Genomic DNA, 13,334 nt, shown 5'->3' on the forward strand with positions numbered 1-13,334 from the left:
TGCCTTGCAGCTGTCGAGTGTCTCCATAGCGCCGGTCCGTCCCTTGCCCCAGGTGCCATAAAACGGGCCGTCACAATGGAATTGCTGGATCGCACCTGCTGTCCCAGACAGAAGCCACAGGCGCGTTTTCATGGCATCGGTGCAGCGGCAGATCTCGCCCTCTTCGCACGAGGTGCAAATCAAGGAATGTCGCCAGCGGGAGAAGTCGACGACCTGCGCAATCACGGGTGCGGCCCCAGAACGACGGCAAGCCGAGTGATGTCGCGCGCCTCCCGGTTCGACATGTCGGGCGCCGAAGCGCAGGCGGACAGCGCGATGGCGACAAGAGCGGCGACGATCCTGATCATCTGAGGTCACCCCAGCGGATCAGCACGCCGTCGAAGACCTCGACGCCGGGGTGATTGTCGCGCCAGAAGCCCCGCATGTCCGCCCATGAGGTGAAGCCGTCACTGCGTGCAAACTTCTGCATTGCGGCGTTAGAGAACAGAACGATGCCGTTGATCCTGACCACTCCGTGATCAGCAAAGTTGAGCATCACTAGATCAACGCCAATGCACGTCGCTCTACCGATCAGCTTGCATTGCTTGGTCCGCATGCCGGTGTAGAGCTGCAGTTCTTCACCTTCGCGGGCATGCCGCTTGCGGTCCGCGCGGATAGTCTGGCGTTTGGTGCCTGCCGCGATCGGCTCGACGAAGCGGGGCCTGAAGGAATAGGCGACCATTAGGCAGCCTCGATCGCTTCAAACCGTCCGTCGAAAAACTCGACGTGCGGCCGCACCCATAGGCTGCCGTCTTCAGCCTGGTAGACGACCATCGCGTCGAGATCGGCAAGCGGGACCGAGGTCTGCAGCTTGGCCGCGCCGATCAGGCGGTACGCGCCGCCTCGCTTGACGTGCCGATGGGTCGGCCTCCACGCCGCTTCGTCTGCCGCGTCTAGCAGCGCCTTGATGCCGGCGATGGAGAACGTGGCGCGCTCCTTGCCGGCATGCTTAGCGAGATGGGCGCGGATGGCTTCGAATTGTTCGTTCGACATGGCATGTTCTCTCTTCGACTAAAAAGGAATTTCATCGTCGAGCTCGCGGCTCGATCGTCCGCCGCCCTGCCCGCCGCTGAAACCACCTCCGCCGAAATCGCCGCCCCGATTGCCGCCGCTCGACCGGCTCTCCTGCCGGCCGCCGCGATCGTCACCTCGATCGCCGTCGCCGCCGCTCCTGGTGTCGAGCATCTGCAGTTCACCGCGGAACTTCTGCAGCACGATCTCAGTGGTGTAGCGGTCGTTGCCACCCTGATCCTGCCATTTGCGCGTCTGCAGCTGGCCCTCGACGTAGACCTTCGCGCCCTTCTTCAGATATTGCTCCGCGACCTTGGCGAGGTTGTCGTTGAAGATGACGACGTTGTGCCACTCCGTCTTTTCCTTGCGTTCCCCGCTGTTCTTGTCGCGCCAGGACTCCGATGTCGCGATGCGGATGTTGACGACCGGGTCGCCACTGTTGAGGCGGCGGATCTCTGGGTCGGCGCCAAGGTGGCCAATGAGTAGGACTTTATTGAGCGAACCGGCCATCACGTTCTCCTTTGAGCGAATAGAAATTCGGCGGCGCGAACCATGCTGCCCGGTAGCGTCTCGACGAAGCCGAGCCTCGACACCTTGCCGAGGTAGACGCCGAGCGTGCTGGCGGTGCGCGATAACCCCATCTTGTCGGCGAGTTCGCCGCGACTGATCGCGGCCGGATAGGCTTTGACGACGAGGTCGAAGACGCGCGCCGGCTGCGGCTCCAGCTGCGCGCGTGCCATGGTCAGCACGGTGAGGCCGTCGTCGATCTTGGCAATCGCCATCCCAGCGTCAGTGGCGCGCAGGTGGCCGGGTGACGCCGGCTCCAGGAGGCCGCGCTCGACGAGCTTGCCGACATAGACGCCGAACGTCGACGCCGTCGGGCTCAACCCTGCGGTGATCGCGGCACGGTTGCGCGCGACCTCTTCGAAGCCGATCGAATGCCACCACGCGACGGAATCGAGCGCGCGCTGGAGCGAGGCCGGCAAACCGCTGGACGCTTCAGTTTTCGGGCGAGGGACGGCCTCACGCTTCAGCGGCTGCCCGGGTGAAGTGGGCGCCGGGGCAGGATTCGAACCTGCGAATGACGGGCTGGATGCCCGGTGCCTAGCCTCACTCGGCGTCCCGGCGTCAAACGGAGGGAGTTTCAATCCCTCTTCGATTGTAGGCCATAGCAAGACACGAAGCGCCTCGATGGCGTCTTCATAGGGCTTGCCGAAGTCGCGCATCAGTTTGTCAGCGATCGCCCGGGCGCGCTCGTACCCGGCGCGCAAGCCGTCCTTCTGGCCCTGGTCGTATCCTCGGCGCTCCGCCGCCTCGATCTCGGCCTTGCTCGCGGGCCTACTCACTTCTGAGGCGTGTCCGATGCTTTTTTGAGTATCGATCTTCATCGCCTCGCGCAGTGCGTCGACGTCCACGGCGGTCAGCGCCGGCGCCACCACGCTTTCACCGGTCCCGGGTGTCCGGCTGGAATCGAAGGTACGGATCGCGGGGAATGTCGTCATCTCGAGCATGCCGTCGGCAGGCGACCAAACCCACCCCTGCCCTCGCCGAAGCGTCGGCAGGCTGCTCATCACCGTCCGCGCCTCCTCGGCATTGGCGTTGCCCTTCACCCAGTCCTCGATCGCCTTGCGGTCCTGCGGGCTGGTCAGCTTCAGCGCGATCAGCGTTCCGATCTGCGACAACACGTTTTTGTGGATGACCGCAGGTCGCTGGGTGATCATGAGCGGTCGGAACCCCTTGATGCGTCCGCGCCTCACGATCTTGTCGAAGGCGCCGGAAAGCCTGCGCTCCTCCGGCATCGGGTTCTGCGGGCAGATCTCGTCGGCTTCGTCGACGACGAGATGCAGCGCCGCCTTGTTCAGCGCGTAGAGCTTCTGCAGGAACGCGGTGAGGAATTTGGTCTTCTCGCCGCCGGTCATCTCCGACGTATCAATGATGGCCTGGACGTTGCGGCCCGCGACAGCTTCGGCTACGCGCTCGCCGGCATCCGGTGAGACAGGGATATCGGCGTGGTCACCGCCGAAGATCAGAACGGGATAGCCGCCGTCGGATTCACCGCTGGCGCCGGCGCGCAATCCGTACCAAGCGCCTGTTGGATCGATGATGATGACGCGGCGGCCGAGGTCAAGCAGCCGTTCCACCGCGCCCTTCGCGGCAAAGGTTTTGCCAGCGCCGGTGGTCCCGACGATGGCGGTAGGCTTATCCAGGAAGGGCGCGATGTCCATGTCGGCGTCCTTCAGGCCGAAACCAGCTCGAAGCGGTTTCCCGCTTTGTCGGCGACGATCGGCCCCTTCCCTTTCTTGCCGGCCTCGATGACCGGGACGCCTGTGATCTTGATGGCGTCGCCCTTCGGACCGAAGCCGTCTATGGTGATCGAATTGCTGGCCCGCTTTGCTCGCCAGTCCATCACCTTCTTGATAGTCGATGCCATTTCCATGCTCCTCATGCTCTCCGCCGGCGGGATGCCGGTCGGGATTTCAGTGCTTGTGTGTGATGCCGGGCGTGCTCCTGATGCCTTGGCGGGCCTTGCTCTCCGCGATCTGCGCGGCCAGCTCGGAGGCAAGCGTTTCGATATCGTTGGGGATCGCTTCTGCGAACAGCTGGCCGTTGCGATAGAAGCCGATGTGAACGGACGCGCAGTTCTCGCAGAGATAGATCGCGATGGATTGGGCCATTTTGACTTTCATGACCTGATCTCCGGTCTGGTGTTGTGCTCGAAGCCGTCGATGAAGCGGCCGGCGCGACGCTTTCCGACTTTGAAAACGGCATGTTCGTAGAGATCGTCGGACCACCCACCGCCGGATTCGACATAGCTGTCGCCATCCCAGTCCATGCAGGCGAACCGCGATTGCTCAGCAGTTGGGTCGGCGTCGAGGCAAGCTTCAGTGTATTGGTGGCCCGCCAGCCACTCGCCGTTTTGCTTATGATGGTAGGCGACGCCGGCGGCTGCACATTGATCCCGCAGGCTCCGGAACCAATTGGGGTGCGTCGGGCGCGCCTTGTGGCTACCCTGGTCGGTCTCGCCGCCCGTGATCCACCACCCGATAGCGGGAAGCTTCGGCCAGCCGTCGGCGCCGATCTTGAACCCCTTCAGGAACCGCTCTCCTTGAGCGAGGCGTTGCGGCCACGGGTCGCCGTCCATCCACGGCGAGAGGTCGCCGAGATCTCCGAGCAACGGCTCGCAGCTCGCGAACAGGAACAGCGGCCGGAGGCCAGCCGCAACCGTCAGGTGAGGCAGGTTCTCCTCGACGCGCTTGCGGTCTTCTACGGTCGTGCCGAAGGCGATATTCGATGGCATAAACCCGACCGCCTTGACCATCTTGACGATGTTCTGCGGCCGCTTCGTCAGCAGCAGCCAGATCAGTTGCGGCGTTGCGCGGATCAGCTCGAATAGGTCGCTACGCCATATTGGTTCCACCTGGTTGTCGAACACGTCGGCGAGGCTGGAGCAGAATACGAACGGACGCGCGCCTTCGGCGACGGCCTTCCTGTTCCAGCGGATCGGCTGATGCCAATTGCTTGCCGAGGTGCGGACGCGCGTGCCGGGACCATGGCCGGGGGCACCCCACTGGACGCGGCCGTAGCGCTTATCCATCAGGGCCTCGGCGTAGCAGCCGTCGCACGCCGGCGACACCTTCATGCACCCGATCCACGGATTGAAGGTGTGATCGCACCAGGAGATGGCTGTAACCTCGCCCATGTCAGCGCCTTCCCACTTCCCGTCCGGTCGCCTTCTCGATCAGAATGACGACCGGAACCTTGGGGTTGCTGGCGCCGGTGTTGAGGCAGCGCAGCCGAAAGCCCTTCTTGCGAAGGCTGGCGCTGATCTTGCCGAAACGCTTGTCGTCTCTCATTTCGCCGGCCTTTCCTTCAGGAGGTAACCCATGCCGGCTTCCGACAGGATCGGATGACCGGCGGCGCGAAGATCGCGCATGTAGCGATAGATCGTCCGCTCGCTGACCTTGACCTGGGCGGCCAGCTTGGCGCCTGTGGTGACCTGGTGGTTGCTAAGCGCGGCGAGGACCTCGCCGGCCTTATGGGCGCGGAGGCCGGTCATCACCACGGCCTCTCGAAATCATCATCGTCGTGCGACGGCGGCGCGTCGTCACTCTCGCCGTCCTCGGATCGATCCGGCGGGGCGAGATAGCGATACGGCGGCAGGTAAGGCTTGTTGGCTCGCATGACGCTGGCCTCGTCGGTCAGCGTGTAGGAGAACAGCGAGGAGCCGCCGTAGAAGTGCGTCGTCCAGGTCTCGACACCGCCAATCTCGGGCGGCTGGCCCTCCGCCTGGTTCACCCCGATCGTGGGGACGTCGATGCGGAGCATCTTGGCGCCGAAGCGCTCCACCTCACAGGCGCGACCCGCATGCTTGCGGTGGCCGAAGATCTCGACGACAGCCCATTCGAAGCCTTCAGGCAGGTTGCTATCTTCAGTTTCCGGCATTGTTCCTGCTCCATTGAGTGTAGGCGGCAATCGCGGCGGCGAGCGCGGCATCGATGGTGTCGCCGGTGAATCTGAGGTTTTGCCAATCGGTCCAGCTGCCGTTGCAAACCACGGCGTTGTTGGGCTGGCCATTGAAGTCGGCGTTGTCGCAAAGGATCTCGACGGAACTTGCCTCGTCGGCGCGCAGCTGCTCGACCATGTGCCAGTTACGGGCGTCCTGCAGGTAGCGATTGTTTGCCTCGAGCAGCTCGCGGATGCGGGCGTTGTGGCGGATGATCCGCTCCTCCATGTCGTTGAGGAGATCGACCGCGACCTGGGGCGCGAAGACGACGCAGTTGATTGTCCAGTCCCCCATCAGAAGCTGCCCATCTGGCTGCGCCAGGCGTCGGGATCGACGGTCTCGCGCGCCGGCGGCGATGCCGCAGGCCTCGGCGCGGGATCAGAAGTCCGCTTCACCCATTCGAGGCGTGCCGTATGAACGACATCGGCCTTGTCGGGATCATTGCGCATGTCCGACTTGTGCAGGATCCAGTCGAGGTAATCCGTCGGCAGCTCGGAAAACGAGAGACCGGCATGCTTCCCGAAATTGATCTTCAGCAGGCGAAGCGGGTTCGCCGAGATCTCGACCATCGTCTCGACGGGCAGCACCCGGAGGAGATCGAGTAGAATATGTGCGGTCGTCCAGCTATCTGGACCCGCACGGTGAACCGGCTCCATTTGCTTGGCGCCGCCGCCGAGACCGAGCGCGTACCAGATCGCACCGTTCTTGTGGCTTTCGAGGTTCGGGTAGGTGTCCTTCGCGCATTTGAACGTGCAGATCTCGGGCTTGGTCGGCTTCAAGATCCCTCGGTCGAAGGCCATGTGGTGGCAGCAGATGAAATCGGGGCCGGTGTTGATCAGTGCGCGGGCGTCATCCGGCGCCATGCCGGCGGCGGCCTCTTCATCGGTGATATGGTGAGCGGCACGGGCGCCGGGCGATATCGGCATTCCCGGGTTGACGATCCGCGCATGCGGGCCGCTTTCGATCGCCCAACCGTCCGGAAACAAGCGGACATCGGTCCAGCCGATCTCGACGAGTTCCTTCGGATCGTCGAGAGCCGTCGTCTCGCTGTCCGCGACACGGATGAGGGTGAGCGGGGACACCACGGTCAGGGCGCCTTCTTCTCAACGTAGGCAATGGCTTCGCCGACAGTAAGAATCGTCTCGGCTTCGTCGTCGGCGATCTCAATGCCGAACTCCTCTTCGAATGACATCACCAGCTCGACCTCATCGAGGCTGTCAGCGCCGAGATCCTGTCGGAACGCCGCCTTCTCGGTGACCTTCTCGGCATCGATGCGTAGAAGCTCGACAATGATCTTGCTGATGCGCTCTTTGATGGTGGACATCTGATCGGTTCCTCGTTGGGGCTTGACTTAGACGACCGCCGGCTGGGGCGGCTCGACGGCAGCGCTGGCGGGCTCTGGCGCCACCACCTGGCTGGCGAAGCCGATGACTGCCGTGGCCAGCGCGCGCAGGGAATGGCTGTCGGTAACGGTGTGGGGATCGCCCTCAATGACGAGGCGCGCGATCTCGGTGGCGCCGGCGAAATTCAATGGCGCCACGATGACGCGGCTCAACGCGTCGGCGAGCATGACGTCGCCCACCGCGAAGGGCTGCTCGACCTGCACCATGTAGTCGCCCTTGCGCACCGGCACCTGCCTGACGCCGGGCTTGGTGACCGATAGAACCTTTCGGCCGTTGGCGAAGACGGCGACATCAGCGGCGTGGATCTCGACGGTCATGCCTGGATGTCCTTGCGCTCCGGCACCTGGCGCGGCACCAGCCTCCCGAGGTTGGATCTGGCAGGCGGGTCAACTGCCGAGGCACCTTCCCTACCGCCAGTCAGGATCGCGCCAGCGGCCTCGAATGCTGTGATCGCGACACGGGTCTGGCGCAGCTGTTCCGTCAGGTCGCGGATCCGCTCCTCGAGGCTGACCTCGTCAGCCCTGAACTGATCGAGCATGCTGCCGACGGAACGCGAGCTCCGATCGAGAAGGGAACCGAATTCGGACATGATCTCGCTTTCCGAAATGGAGATTTCATCCGTGGGTTTGAGGCGCCGGAAGAAGATCATCGGCTCAATCCTCCTCGATCGAACCGGGCTCCGGCCCATCCTTTTCCTTCTCATCGTCGAAGGCGGCGAGCCAGGCGTCACGCTCCGCTTCGCGGCCGTCGGCTTTGTAGTCGACCGGGATGGCGCGCCGGCTGAGGTCCTTTCGGTATGCGGCGCGGCCGAGGCGCGTCGCAACTGCGATGGGATCGCCGTCGTCCGGCTGGGCTTGGGAGGGCTTGGGGTTGCCGGACGACGGCTTCTGCTCGGCGGCAGCCTTAGGGGAGGCCTGCTTACCGGGCGCACCGGAGCCGGCGGCGGGGGACTGGCCGGCTTCCGATTTTGTGGCCGCATCAGCGGCGGGCTTCTTGCTGGCGGCGTCATCGCCGGCGAGGTGGTCGAGCTTGCCCTTCAAACCTGCGGGTTGCTCGCCGGTTTTCTTGACCGCCGGGAAGACTTCGTCGACGTCGGTCTCCTTGCTTTTCACCCCCTGGTACATCGCGAACAGATCGGCGAGCTCCTCGAGCCCGATCTCCTCGATGCCGGCGACGCCGACGGCGGCGAAGACGCGCTCCGGGGCGACACCGATGCCGGCGAGCGCCTTCATCGCTTCTTCACGCCGCTCCACCAGCGTCGTGACATCGCCGCGGATCACATTCTCAGCGTGCTCGAATGCCTGTCGCCACACCGCTTTCGGGACACCCTTCAGGATGGCTTCGCGCATGCCGATCGAGGCCGCGGCGTTGCCGGCTGTCATAATCATGTCCTGCGAATAGAGGCCGCCGTCGCGCTTTGAGATGTTCTTGCGCGTCCTGGCGGTGCGCTTCAGCCCCGTTTCGAGGTCGTGGAAGATACCCTCGGATTCGACATACTTTTCAATCTTGTCGACGTGCACGACGCGCGAGGCGCAGTGGCAGTTCCCCCACTGCGACGCAATGATCTCGGCGAGCCGAATGCTGGGCCCCCGGATCGTCTTGCCATCTCGCGGCACCGCATAGACGCATTCCTTCGCGGTCTGCTCGTCGAGCATGACGAGCTCGGTGATGTTGCGCATCACAGTGGCGACCGATCGAGGGAACGCGCGCGCCGTGATGGCGTCTTGGTTGAGCTCCGCCATCGCAAGTTGGACAGCGAGGCTCTGGTTTCCCCCCGAAATGCCTGGCGGCAACGCGGCGAGCTCGGTCGATTCGACGGCCTTGGTCTGGGAATTCATCGTGGATTTCCTTCAGTGGTTTGGATGGACGCTTAGTCGAGCGCGCCGGCCTTCTTGACCCGGACGTCGATGTAGCTGGAGGGTCCGACTGAATAGCCGGCGCGCTGAACTTCCTTGGCGGTGATGATCCGGCCGTCAGCGATCTTCGCGGCGGAGGCGCCACCCATCTTGTCGAGCAGCTCCGCCTTGATTTCTTTGAGACGCTTCTCGATGAGGCCCTTTTCCGCGGCGATCCGCGCCTTCTCGTCGCAGATCGCGGGCAGCATGTTGTCGTCGCCGAGATCGATGACCGCACCGTTGGGCTCGTAGAGGTCCTCGATAAGCGCGCCGTCGCGCTTCCAGTCCGCGTCGGGGTGGCCACCGCTGTCGGTGACGCGCCAGAAGTCGGCGACCTCCGCCCTCACCTTGGCCATCAGCTTCGGCACCAGCGGTATTTCGATCGGCGGGTGCAGCTTGAGGCCGTGCCCGGAAACGATCAGCGCCACCATCGCGTAATTCGACTTGGTGAGCTCCGCCTCGATCAGCGCCTGGACGGCGACATAAAGAGGCGGTGTTATCTCCCTGGTCTCGGGGTCGATCCAGTTTTTGACTGAATAGTCGGAGGCCGACTTGATCTGGATGATGCCCTTCCCTTTGCGATCGGGACGGACCACAAAGGCGTCAGGGGTTGCACCGATCCGGCCAGAGCGATCGCGGAAGTAGCGGTTGTTGTAGCTGTGGGTGATCTTCCAGTCCGGATAGTCTTCGCGCAGGAAGTCGATCGCGATGAACTCCATGGCGCGGCCGCGGCGGAACACATCGTTGTCTTCCTCGTCCGGCTTGCGTCCGGTCTTCTCCGCCCAGAGCTCGAAGGGCGTCTTGTAGGGGTTGACGCCGAGGAGCGTCGACGCATCGGATGCGGTGACGTCGCGCTTGCGCGCCGCCAGCCATTCAGCGCGGTTCGCCGGCTTGATGATCTCGATGTTGCCGACGATGCCGGCGGCGATATCTCCGATGCTCTGGAATGGTTCGTCGTTCATGCTGATGCTCCATCATCGCGTGCCGCAAGCATCACCAGCCGACAGGCGATGGTGTGGTTGCTGCGCTGGTGCCCGAACCTCCTCGTCGAGAGGTCGGCGATCTGCTTTGGGGTGTAGTCCTGGACTCGGAGCGCCGTGATGAAGGCGTCTTCCTCGGGTGAGAATGGCTTCACCTCACGACCATTCCGGAAGCTCGACTTGGTGCGACCGTAGCTCGGCGCCTTCAGTCCATGGCGATACATGAACCACTGGACGGTCCCGGGATGTTTCTCGATCTCGCGAGCGATCCTGGTCGATTTCCAGCCGCGCGCGGCGAGTTCATGGATGCGCTCATGATCGTCGGCGGAGAGACCGCCGGGCTTGATGTTGTAGGAGAGCTTGCTCACGGCCGCGCCTCCACATAGCGGTCGTAACCGACCTCCTCCGCGATGCGCAGCGGCAAGCCGGCGAAGCCATCGTAGGACTGCCAGGCCGTCAGCTGACGGGTCGCCTCGACGTACGCAGCGGCGCGCGACTTGGCGCTGTCGGGATCAAATTTGCGATGCTCAACGGCGACCGTAGTGACCTTCCGCCACTCCTCACCGCGCTTGACTTGGACGTAGAGGGTTTTCGTCATGCTGCACCTGTCGCGGTTGCCGGCTTTGGATCGCGGTAGCCGAGCGTCACCTCGTAGGTCTTCACCAGCTCGGCGATCTGCGCCTCCTTACGAAGGCCGTTGCGTCGCGCCCAATTCATCACATCAAACGAGTCGACAGCGAGTGCGCGCAGCTGCTCCGTGGTCAGCCTCATAGCGACCTCCAGATCAGCACGGCGGCGAGGACGACGGTGGCAAGGAAGAAACCGACGAGCCAAGCGCCCGGCGCAGGATTGGGAGCGCCGTCGTCATCGTCGCAGTCGAGCGCGACAAGACCTGGGATCTCGAGGTCCCTGTCGAGTTCGTAGTCGAGCGGCGGCGCCTCTATGGTCTGCCGGATCGCGATGCCGGCGGCGAAGCGCCGGCGCTCCATCTCTTCGACAAAACGGGCCGACGAGATCACTCCGCTGTCCGCCCAGGCGCGCAGCATTCCGGTTGGGGCGTCTTCGATCTTGGACATCAGAGCGACCCCTCGATGCCAGCGATCTGTGCCTTGAGGTCATCACGACGCCGACGGCAACGGTCCATCTCGGCGCCGCGCCGGCGCATGTCGTCGATCATGTCGGCACAGACGAGTTCGGTCTCCGCGTGGTCAAGCGCGCGTCGGAGGTCGTCCAGGGATGGCGCGATCGACGGTGCTTCGACTGTGGGGCCGCTCATCGTGGCACCTCTGCGAAAAGCGGGATCAGCGCGACCGCGCAGATCAACGCGCCGGTGAGGCGCGGATGTTCAGCAAGCCAGTTAACCGCCCGGTCGAAAAACGTATCGACGATCTCGACGCGCTCGACGGCGACGGCATAGGCGCGACGTTGGCGCTGCTCCTGGAGGGTTTCTGGGTGCCGTGGCATCAGAGGACCCCCACGATCAGGCCGCCGATAAAGCCGGCGACTAACAGGGAGGTGATGAGGATTCCGGCAACGATGCGCTGCCGGCGTTCGTGAAGCGCGATCATCTCGGCGCGGAGCCGGTCGATCTCAGGGAAGGAATGCACGTTCGTAGGCATCGGGATTTCTCCTATGCCTGCTATTAGCGCGCGTCGCTAAGTCTAAGTCAAGTGGCAAAATAGCGTTCAACGCTAATTATTGGAAATCGTCGCTCCTCGCGCGCGATGCGCTAAGTTCTGATTCGCCGCGCATGGTTGCGTCAGCAACCCCGATACGGCTGCGGGACACGCCACTATTGCAGGATGTAGCAGGACACAGAATCGTCGAGCGAAATCGCGATTCGTCTAACGTAGAGATCTACGATGAAGGTTAGAGATAATCTCCAACCGAGCGCGTGAAAGCGCGCGCGGATAAACCGCGCGCTTCGGCCAGGTCAATCGCCTAGAAGAAATTATTCCTTGCTGACAGCGTACACGACACGACCGACGACTCGGACGGTATCGTCTTCGCCACCATCGACCGGGATAGGTTCCTGGAACCTGGGATCATTCGATTCGGGCAACAGCCAGATCTTGCCGGCCTCGTCGCGCCACAGCGTTTTGACGGTGGCTTCTCTCAGGCCGTCAGCGCGCTCACGCTCGACGATATAGCGGCGGCCGAGCTCCAGCGCGGCGCCGGTTTCGATGACGTCGGTGAAGACGAGCACGGTCTTCTCCGGGTATCGCTTGTTCATGGAGGGCCCGCGCGCCTCGGCGGCGTGAAGCCCGAAAGGCCGGAGCGCGGGATCATCCGGGACCGGGACGCTATAGACGTCGTCGTCGCTCCATTCCCAGGTCTCAGCCCAGTGGCCAGCTTGGACGAACCCCTTCACCGTCACCGTCCTGGTGCCGGTGGAAGCAGGCGCATCCGCAAACAGGTCTGTGATCGGGACCGACAGCTCCGCCGCAATCTGCTCGAGACGGGTAGTCGAAGGAGACGATTTTCCACGCTCGATCTTGTTCAGATTCGTGACATGAATGCCGAGCCTGTCAGCAAGCTCGATCTGTGAGAGGCCTTTTGCCTCGCGAATTTTTGCAATGTTTGTAAGCACTTGGGAATTATAGCGTTCAGCGCTAATATGTGAATTCGCGCCAGACGCTAATTGCGCTTGACAAATCATTAGCGTTCGCCGCTAATTATCGGCATGAAACTCCGCGACTGGCGCATTCGGGAAACTAAGACCCTTAAGGACGTGGCCGAGATGCTCGGCGTCGGCCAAGGTGCAAACCCGTCTCGCCGAGTGCAGCGTATCGAGACCGGCGAAGCACCGGTCGATGCCATTTTGGCGGATAAGATCGTCTCGATGTGCGGCGGCGATGTCACGCTACAGGACCTCAACGATACGCGTCGGGAGTTCCTGGCCGCAGCAAGCGAGGCCGCCGAATGAGCGCCTCAGTGCCCGCCTTTTGCCAGGCTGCTACGCCCGTCGGCGAGCAGCTTCCGAAAAACCTCGTTGCTCATGACGAAGTGCCCAACAGCATGTCGTTCGGATCGCTGCCCGCCGTCGGCGGTCGCGAAGCCGACGATGTGCACCATCGAGTCGTCAACCACGACTCTTACTTCGCCGACGAACAGGGCTGGATTGATCATTCGCTCTTCCTCCCGGAGTGTTTTTCTTTTGGCAAACGTCAAAGAAAACACGGAAGGATACAGGCTGATACATGTCAGTGTGAGGCCAGCACTGCTTTTCGCAGTAATGGTTTCCAACTCATTTCAATGCTTGCTTCGGCCGACTTTTCGGCCGTCGGAAACGAGACCTTTGAACACCTTGACAGGCATCGCAATTCGCGCCTGAAGCCTGGCCTCCTGCTGCTGACCACCAAACGCGGGCAGCTCCGTCCAGAAGAGCAGGCGCACGATACTTTCCTCGACGACCTGAATAGCGCAGCCGGTCACAAAAAGACTGGGAAGCGGTTCGGGTTCGGTGAGTTTCGGCGTTTCGCCGTGGCCGTCGGTGGTCATT

At 63.0% G+C, this 13,334-nt stretch carries 30 protein-coding genes, 1 tRNA gene and 1 pseudogene; 2 read left to right on the forward strand and 30 right to left on the reverse strand.

What is annotated here, in order from left to right:
• Positions 1-221: 221 nt before the first annotated feature.
• The 6 genes from ACWTU9_RS19900 to ACWTU9_RS19925 form a co-directional block, all read right to left on the reverse strand.
• The gene (locus tag ACWTU9_RS19900) at positions 222-347 is read right to left on the reverse strand and encodes a hypothetical protein (RefSeq protein WP_455859753.1); all 126 of its coding nucleotides are present in this window, start codon (positions 345-347) and stop codon (positions 222-224) included.
• On the reverse strand, positions 344-721 hold the full coding sequence (locus ACWTU9_RS19905; RefSeq protein ID WP_455859754.1) for a hypothetical protein: 378 nt from the start codon (positions 719-721) through the stop codon (positions 344-346). The genes ACWTU9_RS19900 and ACWTU9_RS19905 overlap by 4 nt, the downstream gene beginning before the upstream one ends.
• Positions 721-1,032: a hypothetical protein gene (locus ACWTU9_RS19910; RefSeq protein ID WP_455859755.1), complete on the reverse strand. Its 312-nt coding sequence runs from the start codon at positions 1,030-1,032 to the stop codon at positions 721-723. Before ACWTU9_RS19910 ends, ACWTU9_RS19905 begins: the two co-directional genes overlap by 1 nt.
• An 18-nt stretch (positions 1,033-1,050) precedes the next feature.
• Complete coding sequence (ssb, locus tag ACWTU9_RS19915; RefSeq protein ID WP_455859756.1) at positions 1,051-1,560, reverse strand: single-stranded DNA-binding protein; 510 nt, start codon at positions 1,558-1,560, stop codon at positions 1,051-1,053.
• Positions 1,560-2,036, reverse strand: coding sequence for a hypothetical protein (locus tag ACWTU9_RS19920; protein WP_455859757.1), 477 nt, complete (start codon positions 2,034-2,036; stop codon positions 1,560-1,562). The genes ssb and ACWTU9_RS19920 overlap by 1 nt, the downstream gene beginning before the upstream one ends.
• A gap of 65 nt (positions 2,037-2,101) precedes the next feature.
• Positions 2,102-2,178: transfer RNA gene (locus ACWTU9_RS19925), tRNA-Gly, on the reverse strand.
• Positions 2,179-2,420: 242 nt separating this feature from the next.
• Between ACWTU9_RS19925 and ACWTU9_RS19930 the strand changes: the two genes are divergently transcribed.
• A complete protein-coding gene (locus ACWTU9_RS19930) occupies positions 2,421-3,044 on the forward strand; it encodes a hypothetical protein (RefSeq protein WP_455859758.1) in 624 nt (207 codons plus the stop codon).
• Positions 3,045-3,113: 69 nt separating this feature from the next.
• Here ACWTU9_RS19930 and ACWTU9_RS19935 read toward each other — a convergent pair.
• The 22 genes and pseudogenes from ACWTU9_RS19935 to ACWTU9_RS20040 form a co-directional block, all read right to left on the reverse strand.
• Positions 3,114-3,275: pseudogene (locus ACWTU9_RS19935) on the reverse strand (helicase HerA domain-containing protein); the annotation flags it as partial.
• 11 nt (positions 3,276-3,286) lie between these two features.
• On the reverse strand, positions 3,287-3,481 hold the full coding sequence (locus ACWTU9_RS19940; RefSeq protein ID WP_455859759.1) for a hypothetical protein: 195 nt from the start codon (positions 3,479-3,481) through the stop codon (positions 3,287-3,289).
• Between the two features lie 46 nt (positions 3,482-3,527).
• Positions 3,528-3,737 (reverse strand): hypothetical protein, encoded by a 210-nt coding sequence (locus ACWTU9_RS19945; protein WP_455859760.1) that lies wholly within the window; start codon positions 3,735-3,737, stop codon positions 3,528-3,530.
• Entirely contained in the window at positions 3,734-4,750 is a 1,017-nt protein-coding gene (locus ACWTU9_RS19950) for a DUF5131 family protein (RefSeq protein ID WP_455859761.1), read from the reverse strand. Before ACWTU9_RS19950 ends, ACWTU9_RS19945 begins: the two co-directional genes overlap by 4 nt.
• A 1-nt stretch (position 4,751) precedes the next feature.
• Positions 4,752-4,904 (reverse strand): hypothetical protein, encoded by a 153-nt coding sequence (locus tag ACWTU9_RS19955; RefSeq protein WP_455859762.1) that lies wholly within the window; start codon positions 4,902-4,904, stop codon positions 4,752-4,754.
• Positions 4,901-5,107 (reverse strand): helix-turn-helix domain-containing protein, encoded by a 207-nt coding sequence (locus ACWTU9_RS19960; RefSeq protein ID WP_455859763.1) that lies wholly within the window; start codon positions 5,105-5,107, stop codon positions 4,901-4,903. Before ACWTU9_RS19960 ends, ACWTU9_RS19955 begins: the two co-directional genes overlap by 4 nt.
• Positions 5,107-5,493 (reverse strand): hypothetical protein, encoded by a 387-nt coding sequence (locus ACWTU9_RS19965; RefSeq protein WP_455859764.1) that lies wholly within the window; start codon positions 5,491-5,493, stop codon positions 5,107-5,109. Before ACWTU9_RS19965 ends, ACWTU9_RS19960 begins: the two co-directional genes overlap by 1 nt.
• The gene (locus ACWTU9_RS19970) at positions 5,480-5,848 is read right to left on the reverse strand and encodes a hypothetical protein (protein WP_455859765.1); all 369 of its coding nucleotides are present in this window, start codon (positions 5,846-5,848) and stop codon (positions 5,480-5,482) included. The genes ACWTU9_RS19965 and ACWTU9_RS19970 overlap by 14 nt, the downstream gene beginning before the upstream one ends.
• Positions 5,848-6,636 carry a hypothetical protein gene (locus ACWTU9_RS19975; protein WP_455859766.1) on the reverse strand — a complete coding sequence of 263 codons (789 nt, stop codon included), beginning with the start codon at positions 6,634-6,636 and terminating at the stop codon, positions 5,848-5,850. The genes ACWTU9_RS19970 and ACWTU9_RS19975 overlap by 1 nt, the downstream gene beginning before the upstream one ends.
• A gap of 5 nt (positions 6,637-6,641) precedes the next feature.
• On the reverse strand, positions 6,642-6,878 hold the full coding sequence (locus ACWTU9_RS19980; RefSeq protein WP_455859767.1) for an acyl carrier protein: 237 nt from the start codon (positions 6,876-6,878) through the stop codon (positions 6,642-6,644).
• A gap of 27 nt (positions 6,879-6,905) precedes the next feature.
• Entirely contained in the window at positions 6,906-7,274 is a 369-nt protein-coding gene (locus tag ACWTU9_RS19985) for a hypothetical protein (RefSeq protein WP_455859768.1), read from the reverse strand.
• Positions 7,271-7,606: a hypothetical protein gene (locus tag ACWTU9_RS19990; protein ID WP_455859769.1), complete on the reverse strand. Its 336-nt coding sequence runs from the start codon at positions 7,604-7,606 to the stop codon at positions 7,271-7,273. Before ACWTU9_RS19990 ends, ACWTU9_RS19985 begins: the two co-directional genes overlap by 4 nt.
• 4 nt (positions 7,607-7,610) lie before the next feature.
• Positions 7,611-8,699 carry a hypothetical protein gene (locus ACWTU9_RS19995; protein ID WP_455859770.1) on the reverse strand — a complete coding sequence of 363 codons (1,089 nt, stop codon included), beginning with the start codon at positions 8,697-8,699 and terminating at the stop codon, positions 7,611-7,613.
• 128 nt (positions 8,700-8,827) lie between these two features.
• On the reverse strand, positions 8,828-9,814 hold the full coding sequence (locus ACWTU9_RS20000; RefSeq protein ID WP_455859771.1) for a YqaJ viral recombinase family nuclease: 987 nt from the start codon (positions 9,812-9,814) through the stop codon (positions 8,828-8,830).
• A complete protein-coding gene (locus tag ACWTU9_RS20005; RefSeq protein ID WP_455859772.1) occupies positions 9,811-10,200 on the reverse strand; it encodes a hypothetical protein in 390 nt (129 codons plus the stop codon). The genes ACWTU9_RS20000 and ACWTU9_RS20005 overlap by 4 nt, the downstream gene beginning before the upstream one ends.
• Positions 10,197-10,430 (reverse strand): hypothetical protein, encoded by a 234-nt coding sequence (locus ACWTU9_RS20010; RefSeq protein WP_455859773.1) that lies wholly within the window; start codon positions 10,428-10,430, stop codon positions 10,197-10,199. Before ACWTU9_RS20010 ends, ACWTU9_RS20005 begins: the two co-directional genes overlap by 4 nt.
• Positions 10,427-10,603: a hypothetical protein gene (locus ACWTU9_RS20015; RefSeq protein ID WP_455859774.1), complete on the reverse strand. Its 177-nt coding sequence runs from the start codon at positions 10,601-10,603 to the stop codon at positions 10,427-10,429. Before ACWTU9_RS20015 ends, ACWTU9_RS20010 begins: the two co-directional genes overlap by 4 nt.
• On the reverse strand, positions 10,600-10,908 hold the full coding sequence (locus ACWTU9_RS20020; RefSeq protein WP_455859775.1) for a hypothetical protein: 309 nt from the start codon (positions 10,906-10,908) through the stop codon (positions 10,600-10,602). Before ACWTU9_RS20020 ends, ACWTU9_RS20015 begins: the two co-directional genes overlap by 4 nt.
• Entirely contained in the window at positions 10,908-11,108 is a 201-nt protein-coding gene (locus ACWTU9_RS20025; protein WP_455859776.1) for a hypothetical protein, read from the reverse strand. Before ACWTU9_RS20025 ends, ACWTU9_RS20020 begins: the two co-directional genes overlap by 1 nt.
• Positions 11,105-11,296 (reverse strand): hypothetical protein, encoded by a 192-nt coding sequence (locus ACWTU9_RS20030; protein WP_455859777.1) that lies wholly within the window; start codon positions 11,294-11,296, stop codon positions 11,105-11,107. Before ACWTU9_RS20030 ends, ACWTU9_RS20025 begins: the two co-directional genes overlap by 4 nt.
• Entirely contained in the window at positions 11,296-11,451 is a 156-nt protein-coding gene (locus ACWTU9_RS20035) for a hypothetical protein (RefSeq protein ID WP_455859778.1), read from the reverse strand. Before ACWTU9_RS20035 ends, ACWTU9_RS20030 begins: the two co-directional genes overlap by 1 nt.
• 332 nt (positions 11,452-11,783) lie before the next feature.
• A complete protein-coding gene (locus tag ACWTU9_RS20040; protein ID WP_455859779.1) occupies positions 11,784-12,491 on the reverse strand; it encodes an XRE family transcriptional regulator in 708 nt (235 codons plus the stop codon).
• Positions 12,492-12,515: 24 nt separating this feature from the next.
• On the opposite strand from ACWTU9_RS20040, the gene ACWTU9_RS20045 reads away from it, so the two are divergent.
• A complete protein-coding gene (locus ACWTU9_RS20045) occupies positions 12,516-12,758 on the forward strand; it encodes a helix-turn-helix domain-containing protein (RefSeq protein WP_455859780.1) in 243 nt (80 codons plus the stop codon).
• Positions 12,759-12,763: 5 nt separating this feature from the next.
• Here ACWTU9_RS20045 and ACWTU9_RS20050 read toward each other — a convergent pair whose 3' ends face one another.
• Positions 12,764-12,961, reverse strand: coding sequence for a hypothetical protein (locus ACWTU9_RS20050; RefSeq protein WP_455859781.1), 198 nt, complete (start codon positions 12,959-12,961; stop codon positions 12,764-12,766).
• 123 nt (positions 12,962-13,084) lie between these two features.
• The gene (locus tag ACWTU9_RS20055) at positions 13,085-13,333 is read right to left on the reverse strand and encodes a hypothetical protein (protein WP_455859782.1); all 249 of its coding nucleotides are present in this window, start codon (positions 13,331-13,333) and stop codon (positions 13,085-13,087) included.
• Between the last annotated feature and the right edge of the window lies 1 nt (position 13,334).

Source organism: Mesorhizobium sp. 128a (assembly GCF_053848025.1).

Coding starts and splice junctions, on each gene's coding strand:
- ACWTU9_RS19900 (WP_455859753.1), bottom strand. CDS start 347: ATGATCAGGATCGTCGCCGCTCTTGTCGCCATCGCGCTGTCCGCCTGC.
- ACWTU9_RS19905 (WP_455859754.1), bottom strand. CDS start 721: ATGGTCGCCTATTCCTTCAGGCCCCGCTTCGTCGAGCCGATCGCGGCA.
- ACWTU9_RS19910 (WP_455859755.1), bottom strand. CDS start 1,032: ATGTCGAACGAACAATTCGAAGCCATCCGCGCCCATCTCGCTAAGCAT.
- ssb (WP_455859756.1), bottom strand. CDS start 1,560: ATGGCCGGTTCGCTCAATAAAGTCCTACTCATTGGCCACCTTGGCGCC.
- ACWTU9_RS19940 (WP_455859759.1), bottom strand. CDS start 3,481: ATGGCATCGACTATCAAGAAGGTGATGGACTGGCGAGCAAAGCGGGCC.
- ACWTU9_RS19945 (WP_455859760.1), bottom strand. CDS start 3,737: ATGAAAGTCAAAATGGCCCAATCCATCGCGATCTATCTCTGCGAGAAC.
- ACWTU9_RS19950 (WP_455859761.1), bottom strand. CDS start 4,750: ATGGGCGAGGTTACAGCCATCTCCTGGTGCGATCACACCTTCAATCCG.
- ACWTU9_RS19955 (WP_455859762.1), bottom strand. CDS start 4,904: ATGAGAGACGACAAGCGTTTCGGCAAGATCAGCGCCAGCCTTCGCAAG.
- ACWTU9_RS19960 (WP_455859763.1), bottom strand. CDS start 5,107: ATGACCGGCCTCCGCGCCCATAAGGCCGGCGAGGTCCTCGCCGCGCTT.
- ACWTU9_RS19965 (WP_455859764.1), bottom strand. CDS start 5,493: ATGCCGGAAACTGAAGATAGCAACCTGCCTGAAGGCTTCGAATGGGCT.
- ACWTU9_RS19970 (WP_455859765.1), bottom strand. CDS start 5,848: ATGGGGGACTGGACAATCAACTGCGTCGTCTTCGCGCCCCAGGTCGCG.
- ACWTU9_RS19980 (WP_455859767.1), bottom strand. CDS start 6,878: ATGTCCACCATCAAAGAGCGCATCAGCAAGATCATTGTCGAGCTTCTA.
- ACWTU9_RS19985 (WP_455859768.1), bottom strand. CDS start 7,274: ATGACCGTCGAGATCCACGCCGCTGATGTCGCCGTCTTCGCCAACGGC.
- ACWTU9_RS19990 (WP_455859769.1), bottom strand. CDS start 7,606: ATGATCTTCTTCCGGCGCCTCAAACCCACGGATGAAATCTCCATTTCG.
- ACWTU9_RS19995 (WP_455859770.1), bottom strand. CDS start 8,699: ATGGCGGAGCTCAACCAAGACGCCATCACGGCGCGCGCGTTCCCTCGA.
- ACWTU9_RS20000 (WP_455859771.1), bottom strand. CDS start 9,814: ATGAACGACGAACCATTCCAGAGCATCGGAGATATCGCCGCCGGCATC.
- ACWTU9_RS20010 (WP_455859773.1), bottom strand. CDS start 10,430: ATGACGAAAACCCTCTACGTCCAAGTCAAGCGCGGTGAGGAGTGGCGG.
- ACWTU9_RS20015 (WP_455859774.1), bottom strand. CDS start 10,603: ATGAGGCTGACCACGGAGCAGCTGCGCGCACTCGCTGTCGACTCGTTT.
- ACWTU9_RS20020 (WP_455859775.1), bottom strand. CDS start 10,908: ATGTCCAAGATCGAAGACGCCCCAACCGGAATGCTGCGCGCCTGGGCG.
- ACWTU9_RS20025 (WP_455859776.1), bottom strand. CDS start 11,108: ATGAGCGGCCCCACAGTCGAAGCACCGTCGATCGCGCCATCCCTGGAC.
- ACWTU9_RS20030 (WP_455859777.1), bottom strand. CDS start 11,296: ATGCCACGGCACCCAGAAACCCTCCAGGAGCAGCGCCAACGTCGCGCC.
- ACWTU9_RS20035 (WP_455859778.1), bottom strand. CDS start 11,451: ATGCCTACGAACGTGCATTCCTTCCCTGAGATCGACCGGCTCCGCGCC.
- ACWTU9_RS20040 (WP_455859779.1), bottom strand. CDS start 12,491: ATGATTTGTCAAGCGCAATTAGCGTCTGGCGCGAATTCACATATTAGC.
- ACWTU9_RS20045 (WP_455859780.1), top strand. CDS start 12,516: ATGAAACTCCGCGACTGGCGCATTCGGGAAACTAAGACCCTTAAGGAC.
- ACWTU9_RS20050 (WP_455859781.1), bottom strand. CDS start 12,961: ATGATCAATCCAGCCCTGTTCGTCGGCGAAGTAAGAGTCGTGGTTGAC.
- ACWTU9_RS20055 (WP_455859782.1), bottom strand. CDS start 13,333: ATGACCACCGACGGCCACGGCGAAACGCCGAAACTCACCGAACCCGAA.